Source organism: Clostridium sp. 16K-1-R1 (assembly GCF_023921145.1).
Lineage (GTDB): Bacteria > Bacillota > Clostridia > Clostridiales > Clostridiaceae > Sarcina > Sarcina perfringens.
On sequence record NZ_CP046515.1, the window covers coordinates 1,378,124 to 1,393,849 of the forward strand.

Below are 15,726 nucleotides of genomic sequence, written 5' to 3' on the forward strand. Positions count from 1 at the left end.
AGCTCTACAAAAGAATTAGCACTATACGTACCAACTGCTTAATAATAATACCATTTAAAATATGAAACTGTCAAGAAATAATTTAAGTTAAAAAAATATGTTGACTTTAAAAAATAAATAATATATTATTTAAAACAAGAAAAATATTTATTTAAATGCGTTGAAGAGGGAAAGTAAATATTATAAGTTACTACAGAGAGAGGTTAGTTTGCTGAGATAACCTGTAATGAGTATTATTGAAGTGCCCCTTGGAGCTTAAGTGCCGAATTAAGTAGGTGTTTATGGGAACTCCCATTATAGAGTTAGGGTATGAATGTACCTAAATAGAGATGGATATTATATATCTAATCAGAGTGGAACCGTGGAAGTATAGTCTTCTGCCTCTGTAATTTACAGAGGCAGAGGGCTTTTTTTATTATATTTTGCTGGCCAGCATATAACAATAAAATTATACTTTGTAAGCTTGGCTTTTAATATAAAAGCTTAGCAATATTAAATTAAAAGTAATTTTATAGGAGGAAATTTTTTATGATTAATATTAAATTAATATTAGCAATTGTACTTTCAATATTAGCAACATATGCTATATATAAAATAAGAAAAATTACAAATAAATTTTCATTTGCTACGCTGACAGCATTAACTTTAGGGGTAGTACTTGGAATTATATTTAAGGAGAATATACTATTTTTAGATACAGTAGGAAAGGCTTATATGTCTTTAATTAAGATGATAGTAGTTCCTTTAGTAGTAACATCCTTAATAACTAGTATTGTTAGATTAGAAAATTTAGATACATTAAAATCAATAGGATTAAAAACATTTACTGTTTTATTAGGAACTACAGGAGCTGCAGCCTTTATAGGAATTATTGTAGCTAGTTCTTTAAATCTTGGACAAGGTTTAAGCTTTATAGGGGCTGAAAATTTTAAGGCAAGAGAAATACCAGGGTTTTCTAAGGTGCTTATAGATATGCTACCATCAAATCCTTTAGCAGCTATTGTAGAGAATAAAATAATACCAATAGTTATTTTTTCAATGTTTATAGCAATTGCGTTAGTTATTGAAGATAATATCAATAAGGAAAAAGCAAAGCCATTTAAAGACTTTATTTTATCAGCTTATGATATAGTTTTAAGAATAACTAAAATGGTATTAAGAATAATACCATATGGAGTATTTGCCTTAATAGCTACAGCAGCAGCTAAAAATGGAATGGATACTTTGATGTCATTAATATGGGTTATACTAGCTGTTTATATAGCTGCCTTTCTTCAATTTTTATTTGTATATACTCCATTAATAATCTTTGTTGCAAGGATGAATCCATTAAAATTCTTTAAAGGAATTTTCCCAGCGCAGGTTGTAGCTTTTACAAGCCAAAGTAGTTATGGTACTTTACCTGTTACAATAAAATCTTTAGTAGAAGGTGTAGGAGTATCAGAAAATATAGCAAGCTTTGTAGCACCACTTGGATCAACAATTGGATTAAATGGATGTGGAGGTTTTTATCCAGCAATAGTTGCAATATTTGCAGCCAATGTTTTTAATGTAGAACTTACTATTTATTCATATATACTTATAGTTTTAACTGCTATAATATCTTCTATAGGAATAGCAGGGGTACCTGGATCAGCAACAATGTCAACAACTGTAATGTTAGCAGCCTTAGGGTTACCAATAGAAGCACTAGCAATGGTGATTGCAGTGGATTCTATAATTGATATGATAAGAACTGCTACAAATGTAACAGGGGCCTCAGTTGCTGCATTAATAGTTGATCAAACAGAAAAAAGAAAAGAATATAAAGTTGAAGAATCAGTACAAAGAGCATAAAATTAAAAATTTATTTTAAAATATAATACATAAATATCTAATATAAGGAGTTGAATTAAAGACTTAATAAAGCTTGTTTATTAATAAGTTTTAAACTAAAGTTTTGTTCAGCTCCTTTAAGTTTTATTTGATATAAGTGTATAGAAAATTTATTGTTTTTTATATGGAATACATTCTTTCCAATCTTTAATTTGATATTAATATATAAATTTTATTTTTATATTAAGGGTTAAATTAAATTTAAGATTATTTTAAATAAATCTAACTATAGTATTATGGTATTATTTTGGTATAGAAAGTTTTAAAAATACAATTATAAATTAATTTTTAGGGGAGTTAAAATTATGATTAATTCAGAAAGTATTTTAATAGTTGAAGATGATATAGATATAAATAATTTATTGAGTAAAATTTTAGAGAAGGAAGGGTTTAAAGTTAGACAAGCATTTTCAGGATCTGAAGGTAAGATGTGTTTAGAATTTTTTGATTTTGATATGGTACTTTTAGATCTTATGCTACCAGGTATAACTGGTGAAATATTTATAGAGGAGATTAGAAAGATAAAGAACACTCCAATAATAGTTATATCAGCAAAAACTGCAATGGAGGATAAGATAAATGTTTTAAAATTAGGTGCTGATGATTTTATAAGTAAACCTTTTGATGTTAATGAAGTTTTAGCTAGGGTTGAAGCGCTTTTAAGAAGAAGTAAAATAACAAATTCAAGTGAAGGTGTAGAGACAATAAAATATAAGAACCTTATATTAGAACCTAGAAGTAGAGAAGTTAAGGTTAAGGGAGAGGAAATACAACTTACTTCTAAAGAGTTTAAAATATTAGAACTTTTAGTTTGTAATCCAAAGAAAGTTTTTACTAAGGCAAACTTATTTGAAACAGTATGGGAAGAGGAGTTTTTAGGTGATGATAATACTATAAATGTTCACATAAGCAATCTTAGAAATAAGATAAATCTTTTAGATAATGAAAATGATTATATAAAAACTATTTGGGGAGTAGGCTTTAAAATGGATTAGCTACATTGATGATTCATAATTTCCTTAATAAGTTGATTTGAATAAATATCAAAATATAGAGGAGTTTATATTTTAAATATACATTTAATTAAGAGTTAATAGAAAAATTAAGACTTTCTTAAGGTTTTCTTTAAGGTATTTTGAGACTTAAGGTTTATTATATAAACATAGAGAAAGATAAAGAGAAAACTTGTTAGGAGGTAAATATTTTGGGAAATATAATTTCTATAAGAAATTTAAACAAAAATTATGGTAAGAAAAATATTATTGATAATTTAAGTATGAATCTAAAAAAAGGCGATATATATGGTTTAGTTGGGAAAAATGGTGCTGGTAAAACAACTTTAATAAGAATTATTTTATCCTTAGCTAACTATGACTCAGGAGAAATAGAACTTTTTGGTGAAATTGATGAAAAGAAAAAGCTTTATGAGCATAAGAAAATAGGCAATATAATAGAAACTCCATCATTTTATTCTTTTCTTACAGCAAAGCAAAATCTTGAATATTATAGAATTCAAAGAGGAATAGTAGGAGAAAAATCTATTGATGAAATCTTAGAAATGGTTGGACTTGGAGATGTGGGAAATAAAAAGTTCAAAAAGTTTTCACTAGGTATGAAGCAAAGATTAGGATTAGCCTTGGCACTTTTAGGAGAACCAGAATTACTTATTTTAGATGAGCCTACTAATGGAATGGATCCTATGGGAATTAAAGAAGTAAGAGAAGTATTAATTAATTTAAATAAGAAAAATGGAGTTACAATATTAGTATCAAGTCATATTTTAGGAGAGTTATCACAACTTGCAAATTGTTATGGCTTTTTAAAGGATGGGAAAATAATAGAAGAGATTTCATCAGAGGAACTTAATGAGAAATGTAGGAATCATTTGCTTATTAAAGTTGACGATTGTAAAAAGGCTGCAGTAATATTGGAAAAGGTTTTAGATAATAACTCATATGAAGTTTTACCTGATAGATTTATTAAGATTTATAATAAGTTAGATGAACCTCAATTAATAAACAGAGCGTTAGTAGAAAGTGGAGTTGAAGTTTATTCTTTAGAAAGAGTAGGAGTTAATTTAGAAGATTACTTTGTAGATTTAATTGGAGGTGAATATAATGCTTAATTTAATAAAAGCAGAACTTTATAAGATAGCAAGAAGACCTTTATATATTACAATTTGTATAATATTTAATTTACTTATAATTTTAGCCGGAATAGCTATGCATTATGCTTTCTTAGAAAATTCTAGAATACCTGATTTCTCAGCATTAGTTTTTATAACAATTAACTTTATGGGAGCTATTCCATGGATAATGCTTATGTTTATAGATATAGTTTTAGAAGAATATAAAGAAAATACTCTTAAAAATTTAATTTCTTCAAGTATATCAAGGGAAAAAGTGTATTTAAGTAAATATAGAGTTCAGGTAATTATATTTTTAGTTATTGAAATAACAGCAGTATTAACTATGATAGGAACTTCTTATGCCTTAGGATTAGTTGGTCCTAATGGATTTTCAGATTTTATGGAAGTAATATTAAGATTACTAATAGCTTTCCCAATATATATTAGTGCATTAGCTATATATGATTTTATTACCATAATAACTAAAAAGGAAGGGTTAGCAGTTGTAGTTATCTTAGGTATTGTTTCTGGAGTACCAATGATATTTTCTATATTATCAAGTATATATGAAGGAATTTTCACTTTAATTTATCCTTATTTATTATTTAATCCTTTAAAGAGTTTAGTCAGTGAAGTTTTAACTACAAAAATAATAGGAACTAATATTATAGTAGGAATAATAAATACAGTAGTATTTTTAATTTTAGGAATTTTAGTAATAAGAAAACAAGAAGTTAAATAAAGGAGGAGGTATATTGGAAGGATTTATAATAGGATTGTCTTTGACAATCCTTATTGTGCTTTTAATAATATTTATTTTAAAAACTAAAGAAATAAATAGATTAACCTTGGAGTTAAAAAAGTTAAATAGTGAGGGGAAAATAGAAAAATTAAGATTATCACTTCCAAATAAAAATATTGAAAATTTAATAGTAGAGATAAATACATTAATAGATGATAAAAGAAAAATGGAGAATATTTATAAGGAAAAGGATATGGAGTTAAGAGAAGCCATTGCAAATATGTCTCATGATTTAAGAACTCCTTTAACTTCTATAATGGGATATGTTTATTTATTAAATGATGATAAATTAGATAAAGAGGAAAGAAAAGAATATTTAAAAATAATAGAAAAAAGATCTTTAGTTTTAAATGATTTAATAACTAATTTTTATGGACTATCTAGAATACAAGCAGATCAGTATGAAATTAAACTTGAACCTGTTAATTTAGAATTAGTCTTGGGTGAAATTATTGCGGCTTTTTATGAAACCTTAGATTATAAATTTGGAGAACCAGAAATTAATATTGAAGAGGGCTTAGGACCTGTATTAGGTGATAAACAGGCTTTAAATAGAATATTTACTAATTTAATTGAAAATATCATAAAGCATGGTGAAGGGGAAGTAAAAATATCCTTAAAGAAGAAAAATAAATACATAGTAATGGAGTTTTCTAATAAAGCAGAAGAATTAGAACCTAAGGATGTAAATAGAATCTTTGAAAAGTTCTTTACTAAGGATAGAATGAGAACAGGGCAAAATACTGGCTTAGGGCTAGCCATAGTTAAACTATTAGTAGAAAAGCAAGGACAAAAGATAGAGGCTAAAAAGGTTGGAAATAGGCTTGTTATAAATATAATATGGAGTTTAGAAAGTTAAAAGGATTTAGACTTTTGAAAGAATAGAAAAATTAATTTTTAGAAGTATAAAATAAGCAATTTGAAATTAAATTGCTTATTTTTTTATTTTAATAAATATAATTCTAAAGTTTTTCGTAAACTTTTAGTCCTTCTCTTATTTCATTAAGTGCTTTAATTCTTAGATCAACTTTTTTATTTATATGCTTTAAAAATGCGGATTCTAAGGTTCTCTTTTCTGTATATGATAGCTTATCCCAAATTATTTTAGGAAAAAGATCTTTTATTATGAATGTTTCTCCAGAATTTATATAACTTAATAGATTAACTGCTTGTGGTAATATTGAATTCATAAGAAAACCTCCTTAAAACGTAAATTAAACTACTAAGTATAATATATGCTTAAAATTTTTTATTAAGAACTTTAGAAGTGATTTTAAGTTAAATAAAAGATTATAAAGCAATTGACCTTAAGTAAAAAATATTAAGGTGAGTTAAATTATTATGTAGTTTTGCTCACCTTTTTTAGTGTATAATACTTATATATTTTTTAAAATTAAATTATTAAAAGTAGAATTTAATTTCAGTTAATCATAAAGAATAAGATATAAATTTTTGGAGATATTTTCAAAATAAAATTTGGAGGCAACAAATGAGTAATAAAAAGGTAATAGTAGTTGGGGGAGGCCCAGCAGGAATAATGGCATCTTTAACAGCATCAGCTAATAATGAGGTTGTGCTTATAGAGAGAAATAATGAGATCGGTAAAAAGCTTAGACTTACTGGTGGCGGAAGATGTAATATAACTAACAATAGAGAAATAGAAGAGTTTTTTGATAAGATAGTTACAAATAACAAGTTTATGTATAGTGCATTATATACATTTTCAAACTATCAACTTTTAGACTTTTTAAGTAAAAAGGGCTTAGAGTATAAGGTTGAATTAGATCAAAAAGTATATACTAAAAGCGATACAGCAGAAGAAGTAATAAGCATATTTAAAAATGAATTAAATGATTGTAGAGTAAAAGTTTTATACAATACTAAGGTATGTGATTTTATAGTTGAGGAAGATGAAATAAAAGGAATAATAACAGAGCAAGGTAAAAAGATTTTAGGTGATAAAATAATAATAACTACAGGTGGAAAGAGTTTTCCTAATACAGGGTCAGATGGAGAAATGTACGGTATATTAGAGAAATATGGACATACAATAACTCCTATTCATGCAGCCTTAATTCCTCTTGTTACTAAAGAAGACTTCGTTAAAAATCTTCAAGGAGTAGCTATGAAAGATGTGGTTGTTTCAGCTAAAATAAAAAAGAAAAAGTATGAGAAATTTGGAGATATGATATTTACTCACTTTGGAGTATCTGGTCCTGCAATACTAAAATTATCTTCTTATATAACTAAGGCTTTAGATCAAGGAGAGGTTGAGCTAAGCTTAGACTTTTTAAGTGATAAATCCAAGGAGGAATTATCACAGATAATAAGAAGCAATCCTAATAAAACTGTATTAAATAATTTAAAAGGAACATTACCACAAAACTTTTTAAAACAGATATTTGAAATGCTAGGATTAACAGAGATTAAGGCTAGTGATTTGAAAAAAGAAGATGAAAATAAAATAATTTCATATATTAAAGAGATGAAACTTACTGTAAGAGAAACTTTAACTATAAAGGCAGCTCAGGTAACTTCTGGTGGCGTTAAGGTTAAAGAAATAAATGCCTCTACTATGGAATCAAAGATTATAAAAAATCTTTATTTTGCAGGAGAAGTTATAGATATAGATGCAGAAACTGGTGGATATAATCTTCAAATGGCATTTTCAACAGGATACTTAGCAGGAAGTGATTTTTAAATTCTTTAATTAAAATTGTCAAAGTAAAAACTTACAAAGGATATGAGGATTCATCTACTAATTCTCAAAATCTCTTTGTAAGTTTTTTATATTTTAAAGGTGGAATTAGTTAATTTTTATATAATTTTAAAAAATTTTCAGTATTTTTGTATTAAAAAAATTTTTATAGGATAAATTAAAAAGGTATTAAAATACATTAAAAGGAGAGATTTAATTATGCTATATGATTTTAAAGTTAAGGATATTGAAGGAAATGAGGTTTCTTTAGGGGAGTATAAAGGAAAGGTTCTTTTAATAGTTAATACTGCAACAGGATGTGGATTTACTCCTCAATATGAAGGATTAGAAGTGCTTTATAAAAAATACCATGATAAAGGGTTTGAAATATTAGATTTTCCATGTAACCAGTTCTTTGAGCAAGCACCAGGAAGTAATGAAGAAATAGTTGGATTTTGTAAGTTAAATTATGGAACTACATTTAAGACCTTTGCAAAAGTAGAGGTTAATGGAGAGAATGCTTGTGAATTATACAAATTTTTAAAGAAAGAAGCTCCAATGGCAAAGGAAGATGAAACATCTTTAGGATTTTATGATAAATTAAAAGGCTTAGGATTTACTACAGAAGGAGAAGAAATAAAGTGGAATTTCACTAAGTTTTTAATAGATAAAAATGGTGAAGTTGTTGCTAGATTTGCACCTACATTTGAACCTGAAAAGTTAGATGAATTAATAGAAGAATTATTAGAAGAATAATATATTTTTTAAGAAATAGGCTTATGATTAGATTGTTAATACTAATCATAAGCCTTTTAATATTTTATTTAATATTTATTAACTTAATATTCATCATAGAGTAATTAATTTGTTATTAAGTCGAATTCTAATAAAGATATACTTAATTGTGATAATTTGTAAAATTTCATAGTAGAAAAGTAAATATGAAATGTTAAAGTAGGGGGAAGAATGATAATTCAATGCAAAGATATAAAGAAAACATTTAAGGTTGGAGATACTTCTGTTGAAATTCTAAAGGGAATAAGTTTAGAAATTAATAAGGGGGAATTTACTGCAGTTATAGGAGAGTCAGGATCAGGAAAATCTACATTTTTAAATATTTTAGGAGGTATAATGCCTTGTGATGAAGGAGAAATAGTAATAAATGAACATCATATTGAAGGCTTAAATGAAAATGAATTAGCTTTATTTAGAAGAAAAAATATGGGGTTTATATTTCAAAGTTATAATTTAATGCCTCAACTTACAGCTTTAGAAAATGTAGAGATGCCACTAATTTTTTCAGGAGTTTCTAAAAAGGAAAGAATAGAAAGAGCAAAATTAATGCTAGAAAAGGTTGGATTAGCTGATAGGATGAATCATAAACCATCAGAATTATCAGGGGGACAACAACAAAGAGTATCTATAGCAAGAGCTTTAATAAATAATCCAAGTGTAATACTAGCTGATGAGCCTACGGGGAATTTAGATAGTAAGACTACCATAGAAATTTTAGATTTATTAAAGGATTTAAATAAAAATTTTAATACAACTTTTGTTGTGGTAACTCATTCACAAGTGGTTTATGAATACGCAGATAGAGTTATAAAAATGGAAGATGGTCTAAAATAATTAAAATTAATATTTATATAAATTAGGTGAATTTAGGGGGAGAAATTATGAAAAAAAGAAATTTGGGTTTAGTTTTAGCTTTAACTACAATATTGACGACTGTATCAGTTCCACAAAAAGCATTAGGTTTTACAGATAAGGTTTCTAATGCACTATCTGAAATTCAAAATCAAAGTGATAACAGTGAAAATAATAATTCAAGTGGGGGAGAGCAATTAAATACTCAAATAAGCAATATTCAATCAAAGGATTTAATAATAAGTTCAGTATCAATAGATGAAGAAGTTATAGAGCCAGGAATACCATTTACATTAACCTTTAAAGTTGAAAATATAAGTGGAAGTAGTCTATATGGAGTTTCTCTTAAAATTGTAAATGTTGAGGGAAAAGGAACACTAGATGGATTCATGCCAGTTGGGACAACAAATGAAATATATGTAGGAAGCATTGCACGTAATGATATTAAATATGTTAGCGTGACTTTAGCAAGTGATCCTAATATAAAAGCTGGTGTACACAATTTTGTTACTAGCCTTATGTTTAATGAAAAAGGAAAAGAGCAAGAAGAAATAACAAAAGTTATAGGGGTAATGATTCAGAACACTCCAAGTTTAAGTATAAGTGGAGTTACTCCAACTGAAAGTACTATTAGTGCTGCCTTAAGGAATGATAGTAAAACAAAAATAAAAAATGTAAATGCTAAGGTTACTATAGGCACTGAGGTCATGGAACAAAATATAGGAACTATTGATGTAGAAGGGGAGGAATATATGGATGTAGCAATAACTCCTTCTGAAGAAGAAAGAAATGCTTCCATTGAAGTTACTTATGAAGATGCTACAGGTAAGAAATATAATTCAACAAGTTCATGTATTATACCAGCTATGATGCCTGTGGAAGAGACAGTACCAAAAAAGAATAAATTAGGGTTAATATCATTAATAAAGAGTTTATTCGGATTTTAGGTGAGAATTTATGAAGTTTAATGATTTGTTATCCATAATATGGAGAAATATGTGGAAAAGAAAAACAAGAACAATTTTTACTATGATGGGAGTAATAATTGGGTGTCTTGCAATTTTTATAATAATTTCAATAACAAATGGTTTTGAAAGATACTTAACCTATGAAATGGAAAGTTTAATGGATACTTCAGTAATAAGTATTTATCCTAATTGGAAATCAGAAACTGAAGATAATAAAGATAGTACCACCAAAACTAAGTTAACAGATAAAAATGTTGAAGAGTTGAATAAATTAGGATATTTCTCAGAAGTTATTCCTAAGAGGTATGCTCATACTCAAATAAAATATGGGAAAAATCAGACTTATGCAAGAATATTAGCTAATGATAAGGCTAATTTAATTTCTGAAAGTTCTCTTTTAGCTGGAAAAGTACCTAAAAATAGAAGCAAAGAATTATTACTTGGTTATGATGTAGCTAAGGAACTTTTAGGATACTCTTGGGAAGATAAGGTTAAAGATGATTCTGAATTTCAAAAACTTATTGGAAAAAGAGTAAAGTTAGGAGGAGAAGATTTTGGTTCTGATGACAAAGGAAATCCTCTTAAAAGCAAACAAATAACTTGTAATATTGTTGGGATTTTATCAAGTGGAAATGGTCAGAAAAATTATGAAATACAAGGTTCGCGTAAACTTGTTGAAGATATAATAAAGGGAGCGCCATTAGTAGATGAAGAGTTTTTAAAAGAACAACTTACTACATATGAAGGAATAGATGTTAGGGTAGATGATAAAGAAATGTTAGAATCTTATGAGGGAACATTAAGAAATATGGGATACCAAACAAGTTCTTTTAAAGAGTTTGAAAAACAAACAAGGTCAATGTTACTAGGTGTCAATATAATCCTTGGTTCCTTAGCAGGAATTTCACTTTTAGTAGCTGCTTTAGGAATAACTAATACTATGGATATGGCTATTTATGAGAGAAATAGGGAGATTGGAGTAATTAAAGTAATTGGTGGAAGTGTAAGGGATGTCATAAAAATATTTGTTGGTGAAGCTTGTGCAATTTCTATTACAGGTGGATTTATTTCAATAATACTTGGAGTACTAGCAACTTTAGGAATAAATTCTGTTGCAAAATCAATTACTGAAAATATGATGGGACAACCTATAGAGAAAATATCAGTTCCGAGTTTTTCATTGATTTTAGGAATTCTTGTTTTTTGTTTAGTTATAGGTTTTATTGCAGGGATATTTCCTGCTAGAAAGGCGGCTAAAACTGATGTAATAACTGCAATAAGATAAAGAAAATAATTTTTTATAAAATAACCGCACATCTTTAATATTTTGATGTGCGGTTTATAATTTAAAGTTAACTAATTATTTAGTCAATTTTTTATTAATCAGATACTCTAACTATTTGAACCCAAGATCCTATTCCTGAATTTATTCCTGTAGATTCTCCTAAGATAGCTGGAGTTACAGAAATTGGTGAAGATATTATTTGTGATAAAACGTTTCTTGTAGAATTATTAACTAAAGCAAATACATCACCAGCATTAGCATTTACGGCAATACTTCCATTTACTACGCCTATTTCACCAGGAGCTACTCTAGGAGTTCCAGATAAAAATACTCTAGAACCATTTCTAAATAAAGATACTATAGCGCTAGCTGTGGTATTATTTGTGTTATCTAAATTAAATGACCACATAAATAAATATCTTCCAGGTTCATTTATTGTAAATGTTCCGTTTGCTATATTGGCAGTTATTGCTGTAAAAGTTGAGCCATTAGGATTTTGGATATTATAAGTGAATATACCATTAGCATTAACATTTTGAGAAGTTAATGAGGAATAACTAACTAATAAGGTATCATCAAAATCCACTCCAGGTTCACCTTGAGGACCTTGAGGACCAACAGGGCCTTGAGGACCAGCAGGACCTTGATTACCTTGAGGACCCTGTGGGCCAGTAGGACCGGTAGCACCTTGAGGACCTTGAGGGCCTTGTGGACCTTGAGCTCCTTGAGGACCAACAGGACCTTGATCTCCTTGAGCACCAGTAGGACCTTCAGGACCTTGAGGGCCAGTAGCACCTTGAGGACCGGTAGGACCTTCAGGGCCTTGAGAACCAGCAGGACCTTGAGGACCAGTAAGACCTTGCTCACCCTGAGGACCTTGAGGGCCTATAGGACCAACAGGACCTTGATCACCTTGTGGACCTTGTTCGCCTTGAGGACCAGCAGGGCCTTGAGGGCCAGTAAGACCTTGTTCACCTTGTGGACCTTGAGGTCCAATAGGTCCCATAGGGCCCATAGGACCTATTGGACCACGCTCACCTTGACATCCCATAGGACCTCTTGGTCCTTGAGGACCCCTAGGACCTTGAGGTCCTCTTGGACCCCTTGGTCCAGGTTTACAACAATCGCAACAATTGCAATTTATCTCTAAATAGCAATCATCTTTACAATAACAGTCTTCCTTGCAATAATAATCATCTTGACAATACTCATCATCATAGCAATTATATCTATCGTAACAATTATATCTATTGTAATCATCATAATATCTATTAGGATTATAAATTTTTCTTATCATAACAAAACTCCTTGTATACTATTAAAATCAATTTTATAATATCAGTTTATGAAATTTTTATTATGTTGTTCCAAAATATTTTATATAAAAAGTAAAAGCACTCAAAATAGAGTGCTTTTACTTATAAAACTTAATATATTTATTCCTAAAATATCAGATAAAATTAAGACTATGTTATATATAATGAGAAGGAAATTAAATATTTTTAGTATTTTATTTATTATCTTTTCAGTTTTTGATCCAGTTTTAATTTTGGCTATTTTAAAGTTAGTTTTCCAAGGATAGAAAAGTTCTATTCCTTCTGAAGTTAAAAAATCTAAAGTTAAGTGGGATATATATCCAGCTATAAATCCTATTGAAATTATTAATAATATTATGTTGAAGTTACTAACATTTAAAATAATATATAAGGTTAATACTATTAAAGATAGACATAGTAAACTATGAGTAAAGCCACGATGTCTACATTTACTACCTATATGCTTTGAAAGAAAAGGATACATTTGACTAATTGAAGATTTTCTTTGATCTATATCAGGAAATAGAGATCCTATATAAGAAAAATGAAAAAATAATGCTATTAATAAAATTTTATAAGCTATATCATATGGAAATAAGAACAGGCTTAAAATTGTATTTAGCATTATTAAAGAAATGCATACGCCTCCAGTTGAATGAGTTTCTTTTGTCATAAAATCTCCTTTAAAAATAATTATCATTAGTTTATATTAAAAATATTATCATAATATTCATTTTACATAAAGAAGAAAAAAATAAAAATCCTAAAAATAGAGTGGACAGTTCTATTTCTAGGATCAATAGTTATGGTGGTAATTTTATGTAAGGTTTTTTACTAAATTAAAGTAAAATCATTAATAAGTAATTATTTATTTTTAATTACAATTATGGAATATGCAATTGAAAATATTGATATTAAAGCAAGTATGGGACTTATAATACTTGAAACAACTTCTAAAGATGTAAAATAAGATACTCTTTGTTCAATATATAAAGCTATGCTATTTTTAAGTATTAAGGGAGAAAAAAGAGTTATTAATGTAATTAAAATTGCACTTGTTAAAATCCTTTTTGTATGTTTCAAAAAAATCACCCCTTGCTTAATAAAAATAAATATTTACTTAAGAAATATTACAAGTGTATTCTAACAATAATTTAAAGATGATGGAATAGTTTGTGCGTAACTGGTCAAAAAACAGGTAAAAGTGGGCAAAGTATGTAAAATGTAATCTTTAATTTTGAAAAATTTATTATAATTAACTTGCGAGAATTTTAATTTGAATTGGAGGTTTTATTGTGAATAAATTATTAAAATGGGCTACTGAGATAGATTCTATTGCTCAAGCAGGATTAACTTACTCTAAAGATGTGTATGATATAGATAGATTTAATCAATTAAAGAATATTGCAGCTGATATTATTAGTGAAAGTACTAATTTAGAATTACATAAAGTTAAGGAAGTTTTATTTGAAGAAAGAGGATATTTAACCCCTAAGGTTGATGTAAGGGCTGCTATAATAAAAGAAAATAAAATTTTATTGGTAAAAGAAAAATTAGATGGCACTTGGAGTTTGCCAGGAGGATGGGCTGATATAAACTTATCAGTATCTGAAAACATAAAAAAAGAAGCATATGAGGAAGCGGGGGCAAAGGTTAAACCTAAAAGTATAATTGCAATTTTAGATAGAAATAAACATAATAAACCTTTAATGGTTCAAAGTATTTATAAAATTTTTATTCTTTGTGATCTTTTAGATGTTAATTTTAATGATAATATTGAGACTGAGACATGTGGATTTTTTGAACTAAATAATCTTCCAAAGTTATCTTTGACTAGAAATACAAAAGAACAAATACAGATGTGTTTTGAAGCATATAATAACCCAAGCTTTAAGCCTAAATTTGATTAAATTTTATTATATTAAAAGCCATAATATTTAAGTTCAAAATTAAAAATTTAAATATTATGGCTTTTAGATTTTAGTTAAATAAGAAAGAAGATATTTAGAAGCCGCGTTTTTTTGCTTCTATTCCACTTTCATTTATTCCTGGCTCTTCTATACTTGTGTTAATATGATTTTTAGCCCATTGATTTTGAGTTTTATGGCCATTAGCTAAGTAATTTTCTTTAGAATATTCTTTTTTGTTTTTACTTTTCATAAAATCAACTCCCTATATGTTTATATTATTAGTATGTAAAAAATTTTAAAAATTATATTGTAAATTAGAGCCATATTTGTATGATATAATTCATATTAAATATAATTTTTGTTTTAGGAGATACAAGTATGAAAGTTTGGGAAATAGAGTTACCTAAAATTCCTTTAGAATTAAATAATGTAGATGATGTAGCAGAAGAAATTTTGAAAGAAGAAAAACTAGAGGAAGTTATAATAGAAAATGTAATTATAGAAAATTTAGAAGAGAGTTCAATAAAGCTTGATTCATGTATATTTAAAAATGTTATATTTATAAACTGCAATTTTAATAGAATAGATATGACAGATGTAAAATTTGAAAAGTGTGATTTATCTAATTGCGAATTTTTTGATGGTGGGTTTTATAGAGTAGAGTTTAAAGGCTGTAAAATCATAGGAAGTAGATTTGATGAATCATCATTAAACAATATTTCTTTTAAAGATTGTTTAGGAAAATATATTAATTTATCTTTTAGTAATTTAAAAGAGGTGGAATTTAAAGATTGTGATTTAACAGGAGCTGTTATTCAAGAAGCTAACTTAAAAAAAGTGAATTTTCAAAATGTGAATTTAAAAGAGTCTATATTTAGAGGAACAAATATTAAGGATATTGATTTTAGAACTTGTAATATAGAAGATATAGATTTAAACATGGAAAACTTAAAAGGTGGAATTTTTACAGCTTATCAAGCTTTAGAATTAAGTAAATTTTTAGATATAATAATAAAATAGATAGAGCTAGACAGATAAAATGTAATTATCTACTTACCTTTATCGGAGAGTATTTGCCTATATACTTATATCATTAA

General features: G+C 27.4%; 17 protein-coding genes and 1 other annotated feature. Of the genes, 12 read left to right on the forward strand and 5 right to left on the reverse strand.

What is annotated here, in order from left to right; all coding sequences use genetic code 11:
• Positions 1–151 precede the first annotated feature (151 nt).
• Positions 152–388 (forward strand) — a binding site (T-box leader).
• Between the two features lie 140 nt (positions 389–528).
• The 5 genes from GOM42_RS05995 to GOM42_RS06015 all read left to right on the forward strand — a co-directional run bounded on the left by GOM42_RS05995 (position 529) and on the right by GOM42_RS06015 (position 5,664).
• Complete coding sequence (locus GOM42_RS05995) at positions 529–1,836, forward strand: dicarboxylate/amino acid:cation symporter (protein WP_003480989.1); 1,308 nt, start codon at positions 529–531, stop codon at positions 1,834–1,836.
• A 344-nt stretch (positions 1,837–2,180) separates the two neighbouring features.
• Complete coding sequence (locus GOM42_RS06000; RefSeq protein WP_003456183.1) at positions 2,181–2,870, forward strand: response regulator transcription factor; 690 nt, start codon at positions 2,181–2,183, stop codon at positions 2,868–2,870.
• Positions 2,871–3,079: 209 nt separating this feature from the next.
• On the forward strand, positions 3,080–4,000 hold the full coding sequence (locus tag GOM42_RS06005) for an ABC transporter ATP-binding protein (RefSeq protein WP_003456219.1): 921 nt from the start codon (positions 3,080–3,082) through the stop codon (positions 3,998–4,000).
• Positions 3,993–4,745: an ABC transporter permease gene (locus GOM42_RS06010; protein WP_110077414.1), complete on the forward strand. Its 753-nt coding sequence runs from the start codon at positions 3,993–3,995 to the stop codon at positions 4,743–4,745. Before GOM42_RS06005 ends, GOM42_RS06010 begins: the two co-directional genes overlap by 8 nt.
• A gap of 13 nt (positions 4,746–4,758) precedes the next feature.
• Positions 4,759–5,664, forward strand: a complete 906-nt coding sequence (locus GOM42_RS06015) for a HAMP domain-containing sensor histidine kinase (protein ID WP_003456262.1) — start codon at positions 4,759–4,761, stop codon at positions 5,662–5,664.
• Between the two features lie 103 nt (positions 5,665–5,767).
• On the opposite strand, the gene GOM42_RS06020 is transcribed toward GOM42_RS06015, so the two are convergent.
• On the reverse strand, positions 5,768–5,995 hold the full coding sequence (locus GOM42_RS06020) for a single-stranded DNA-binding protein (RefSeq protein ID WP_003450420.1): 228 nt from the start codon (positions 5,993–5,995) through the stop codon (positions 5,768–5,770).
• A 299-nt stretch (positions 5,996–6,294) separates the two neighbouring features.
• Here GOM42_RS06020 and GOM42_RS06025 point away from each other — a divergent pair, with 299 nt between their 5' ends.
• The 5 genes from GOM42_RS06025 to GOM42_RS06045 all read left to right on the forward strand — a co-directional run bounded on the left by GOM42_RS06025 (position 6,295) and on the right by GOM42_RS06045 (position 11,403).
• A complete protein-coding gene (locus tag GOM42_RS06025; protein ID WP_003456357.1) occupies positions 6,295–7,506 on the forward strand; it encodes an NAD(P)/FAD-dependent oxidoreductase in 1,212 nt (403 codons plus the stop codon).
• Positions 7,507–7,722: 216 nt separating this feature from the next.
• Positions 7,723–8,259, forward strand: coding sequence for a glutathione peroxidase (locus tag GOM42_RS06030; protein ID WP_003456157.1), 537 nt, complete (start codon positions 7,723–7,725; stop codon positions 8,257–8,259).
• Positions 8,260–8,469: 210 nt separating this feature from the next.
• Complete coding sequence (locus GOM42_RS06035) at positions 8,470–9,132, forward strand: ABC transporter ATP-binding protein (protein WP_252597723.1); 663 nt, start codon at positions 8,470–8,472, stop codon at positions 9,130–9,132.
• A 47-nt stretch (positions 9,133–9,179) separates the two neighbouring features.
• Positions 9,180–10,097 carry a hypothetical protein gene (locus GOM42_RS06040; RefSeq protein ID WP_003456383.1) on the forward strand — a complete coding sequence of 306 codons (918 nt, stop codon included), beginning with the start codon at positions 9,180–9,182 and terminating at the stop codon, positions 10,095–10,097.
• 10 nt (positions 10,098–10,107) lie between these two features.
• Complete coding sequence (locus GOM42_RS06045; protein ID WP_003468551.1) at positions 10,108–11,403, forward strand: FtsX-like permease family protein; 1,296 nt, start codon at positions 10,108–10,110, stop codon at positions 11,401–11,403.
• 94 nt (positions 11,404–11,497) lie between these two features.
• Here the strand turns inward: GOM42_RS06045 and GOM42_RS06050 are convergent, their stop codons facing one another.
• The 3 genes from GOM42_RS06050 to GOM42_RS06060 all read right to left on the reverse strand — a co-directional run bounded on the left by GOM42_RS06050 (position 11,498) and on the right by GOM42_RS06060 (position 13,802).
• Positions 11,498–12,700, reverse strand: a complete 1,203-nt coding sequence (locus GOM42_RS06050; RefSeq protein WP_003477639.1) for a collagen-like protein — start codon at positions 12,698–12,700, stop codon at positions 11,498–11,500.
• 101 nt (positions 12,701–12,801) lie between these two features.
• Positions 12,802–13,392: a metal-dependent hydrolase gene (locus GOM42_RS06055; RefSeq protein WP_003456331.1), complete on the reverse strand. Its 591-nt coding sequence runs from the start codon at positions 13,390–13,392 to the stop codon at positions 12,802–12,804.
• Between the two features lie 191 nt (positions 13,393–13,583).
• Complete coding sequence (locus GOM42_RS06060) at positions 13,584–13,802, reverse strand: hypothetical protein (RefSeq protein ID WP_003456139.1); 219 nt, start codon at positions 13,800–13,802, stop codon at positions 13,584–13,586.
• A gap of 212 nt (positions 13,803–14,014) precedes the next feature.
• On the opposite strand from GOM42_RS06060, the gene GOM42_RS06065 reads away from it, so the two are divergent.
• Positions 14,015–14,629 carry an NUDIX hydrolase gene (locus GOM42_RS06065; protein WP_003456298.1) on the forward strand — a complete coding sequence of 205 codons (615 nt, stop codon included), beginning with the start codon at positions 14,015–14,017 and terminating at the stop codon, positions 14,627–14,629.
• Between the two features lie 94 nt (positions 14,630–14,723).
• Here the strand turns inward: GOM42_RS06065 and GOM42_RS06070 are convergent, their stop codons facing one another.
• Positions 14,724–14,879 (reverse strand): hypothetical protein, encoded by a 156-nt coding sequence (locus tag GOM42_RS06070; protein ID WP_003456266.1) that lies wholly within the window; start codon positions 14,877–14,879, stop codon positions 14,724–14,726.
• 128 nt (positions 14,880–15,007) lie between these two features.
• On the opposite strand from GOM42_RS06070, the gene GOM42_RS06075 reads away from it, so the two are divergent.
• Positions 15,008–15,649: a pentapeptide repeat-containing protein gene (locus GOM42_RS06075; RefSeq protein WP_003456145.1), complete on the forward strand. Its 642-nt coding sequence runs from the start codon at positions 15,008–15,010 to the stop codon at positions 15,647–15,649.
• The last annotated feature ends 77 nt before the right edge of the window (positions 15,650–15,726 follow it).

What these genes read in the sequence shown, in the direction of transcription:
- GOM42_RS05995 (WP_003480989.1), top strand. Translation starts at nt 529, where the DNA reads ATGATTAATATTAAATTAATATTAGCAATTGTACTTTCAATATTAGCA.
- GOM42_RS06000 (WP_003456183.1), top strand. Translation starts at nt 2,181, where the DNA reads ATGATTAATTCAGAAAGTATTTTAATAGTTGAAGATGATATAGATATA.
- GOM42_RS06010 (WP_110077414.1), top strand. Translation starts at nt 3,993, where the DNA reads ATGCTTAATTTAATAAAAGCAGAACTTTATAAGATAGCAAGAAGACCT.
- GOM42_RS06020 (WP_003450420.1), bottom strand. Translation starts at nt 5,995, where the DNA reads ATGAATTCAATATTACCACAAGCAGTTAATCTATTAAGTTATATAAAT.
- GOM42_RS06025 (WP_003456357.1), top strand. Translation starts at nt 6,295, where the DNA reads ATGAGTAATAAAAAGGTAATAGTAGTTGGGGGAGGCCCAGCAGGAATA.
- GOM42_RS06030 (WP_003456157.1), top strand. Translation starts at nt 7,723, where the DNA reads ATGCTATATGATTTTAAAGTTAAGGATATTGAAGGAAATGAGGTTTCT.
- GOM42_RS06035 (WP_252597723.1), top strand. Translation starts at nt 8,470, where the DNA reads ATGATAATTCAATGCAAAGATATAAAGAAAACATTTAAGGTTGGAGAT.
- GOM42_RS06040 (WP_003456383.1), top strand. Translation starts at nt 9,180, where the DNA reads ATGAAAAAAAGAAATTTGGGTTTAGTTTTAGCTTTAACTACAATATTG.
- GOM42_RS06045 (WP_003468551.1), top strand. Translation starts at nt 10,108, where the DNA reads ATGAAGTTTAATGATTTGTTATCCATAATATGGAGAAATATGTGGAAA.
- GOM42_RS06050 (WP_003477639.1), bottom strand. Translation starts at nt 12,700, where the DNA reads ATGATAAGAAAAATTTATAATCCTAATAGATATTATGATGATTACAAT.
- GOM42_RS06055 (WP_003456331.1), bottom strand. Translation starts at nt 13,392, where the DNA reads ATGACAAAAGAAACTCATTCAACTGGAGGCGTATGCATTTCTTTAATA.
- GOM42_RS06070 (WP_003456266.1), bottom strand. Translation starts at nt 14,879, where the DNA reads ATGAAAAGTAAAAACAAAAAAGAATATTCTAAAGAAAATTACTTAGCT.
- GOM42_RS06075 (WP_003456145.1), top strand. Translation starts at nt 15,008, where the DNA reads ATGAAAGTTTGGGAAATAGAGTTACCTAAAATTCCTTTAGAATTAAAT.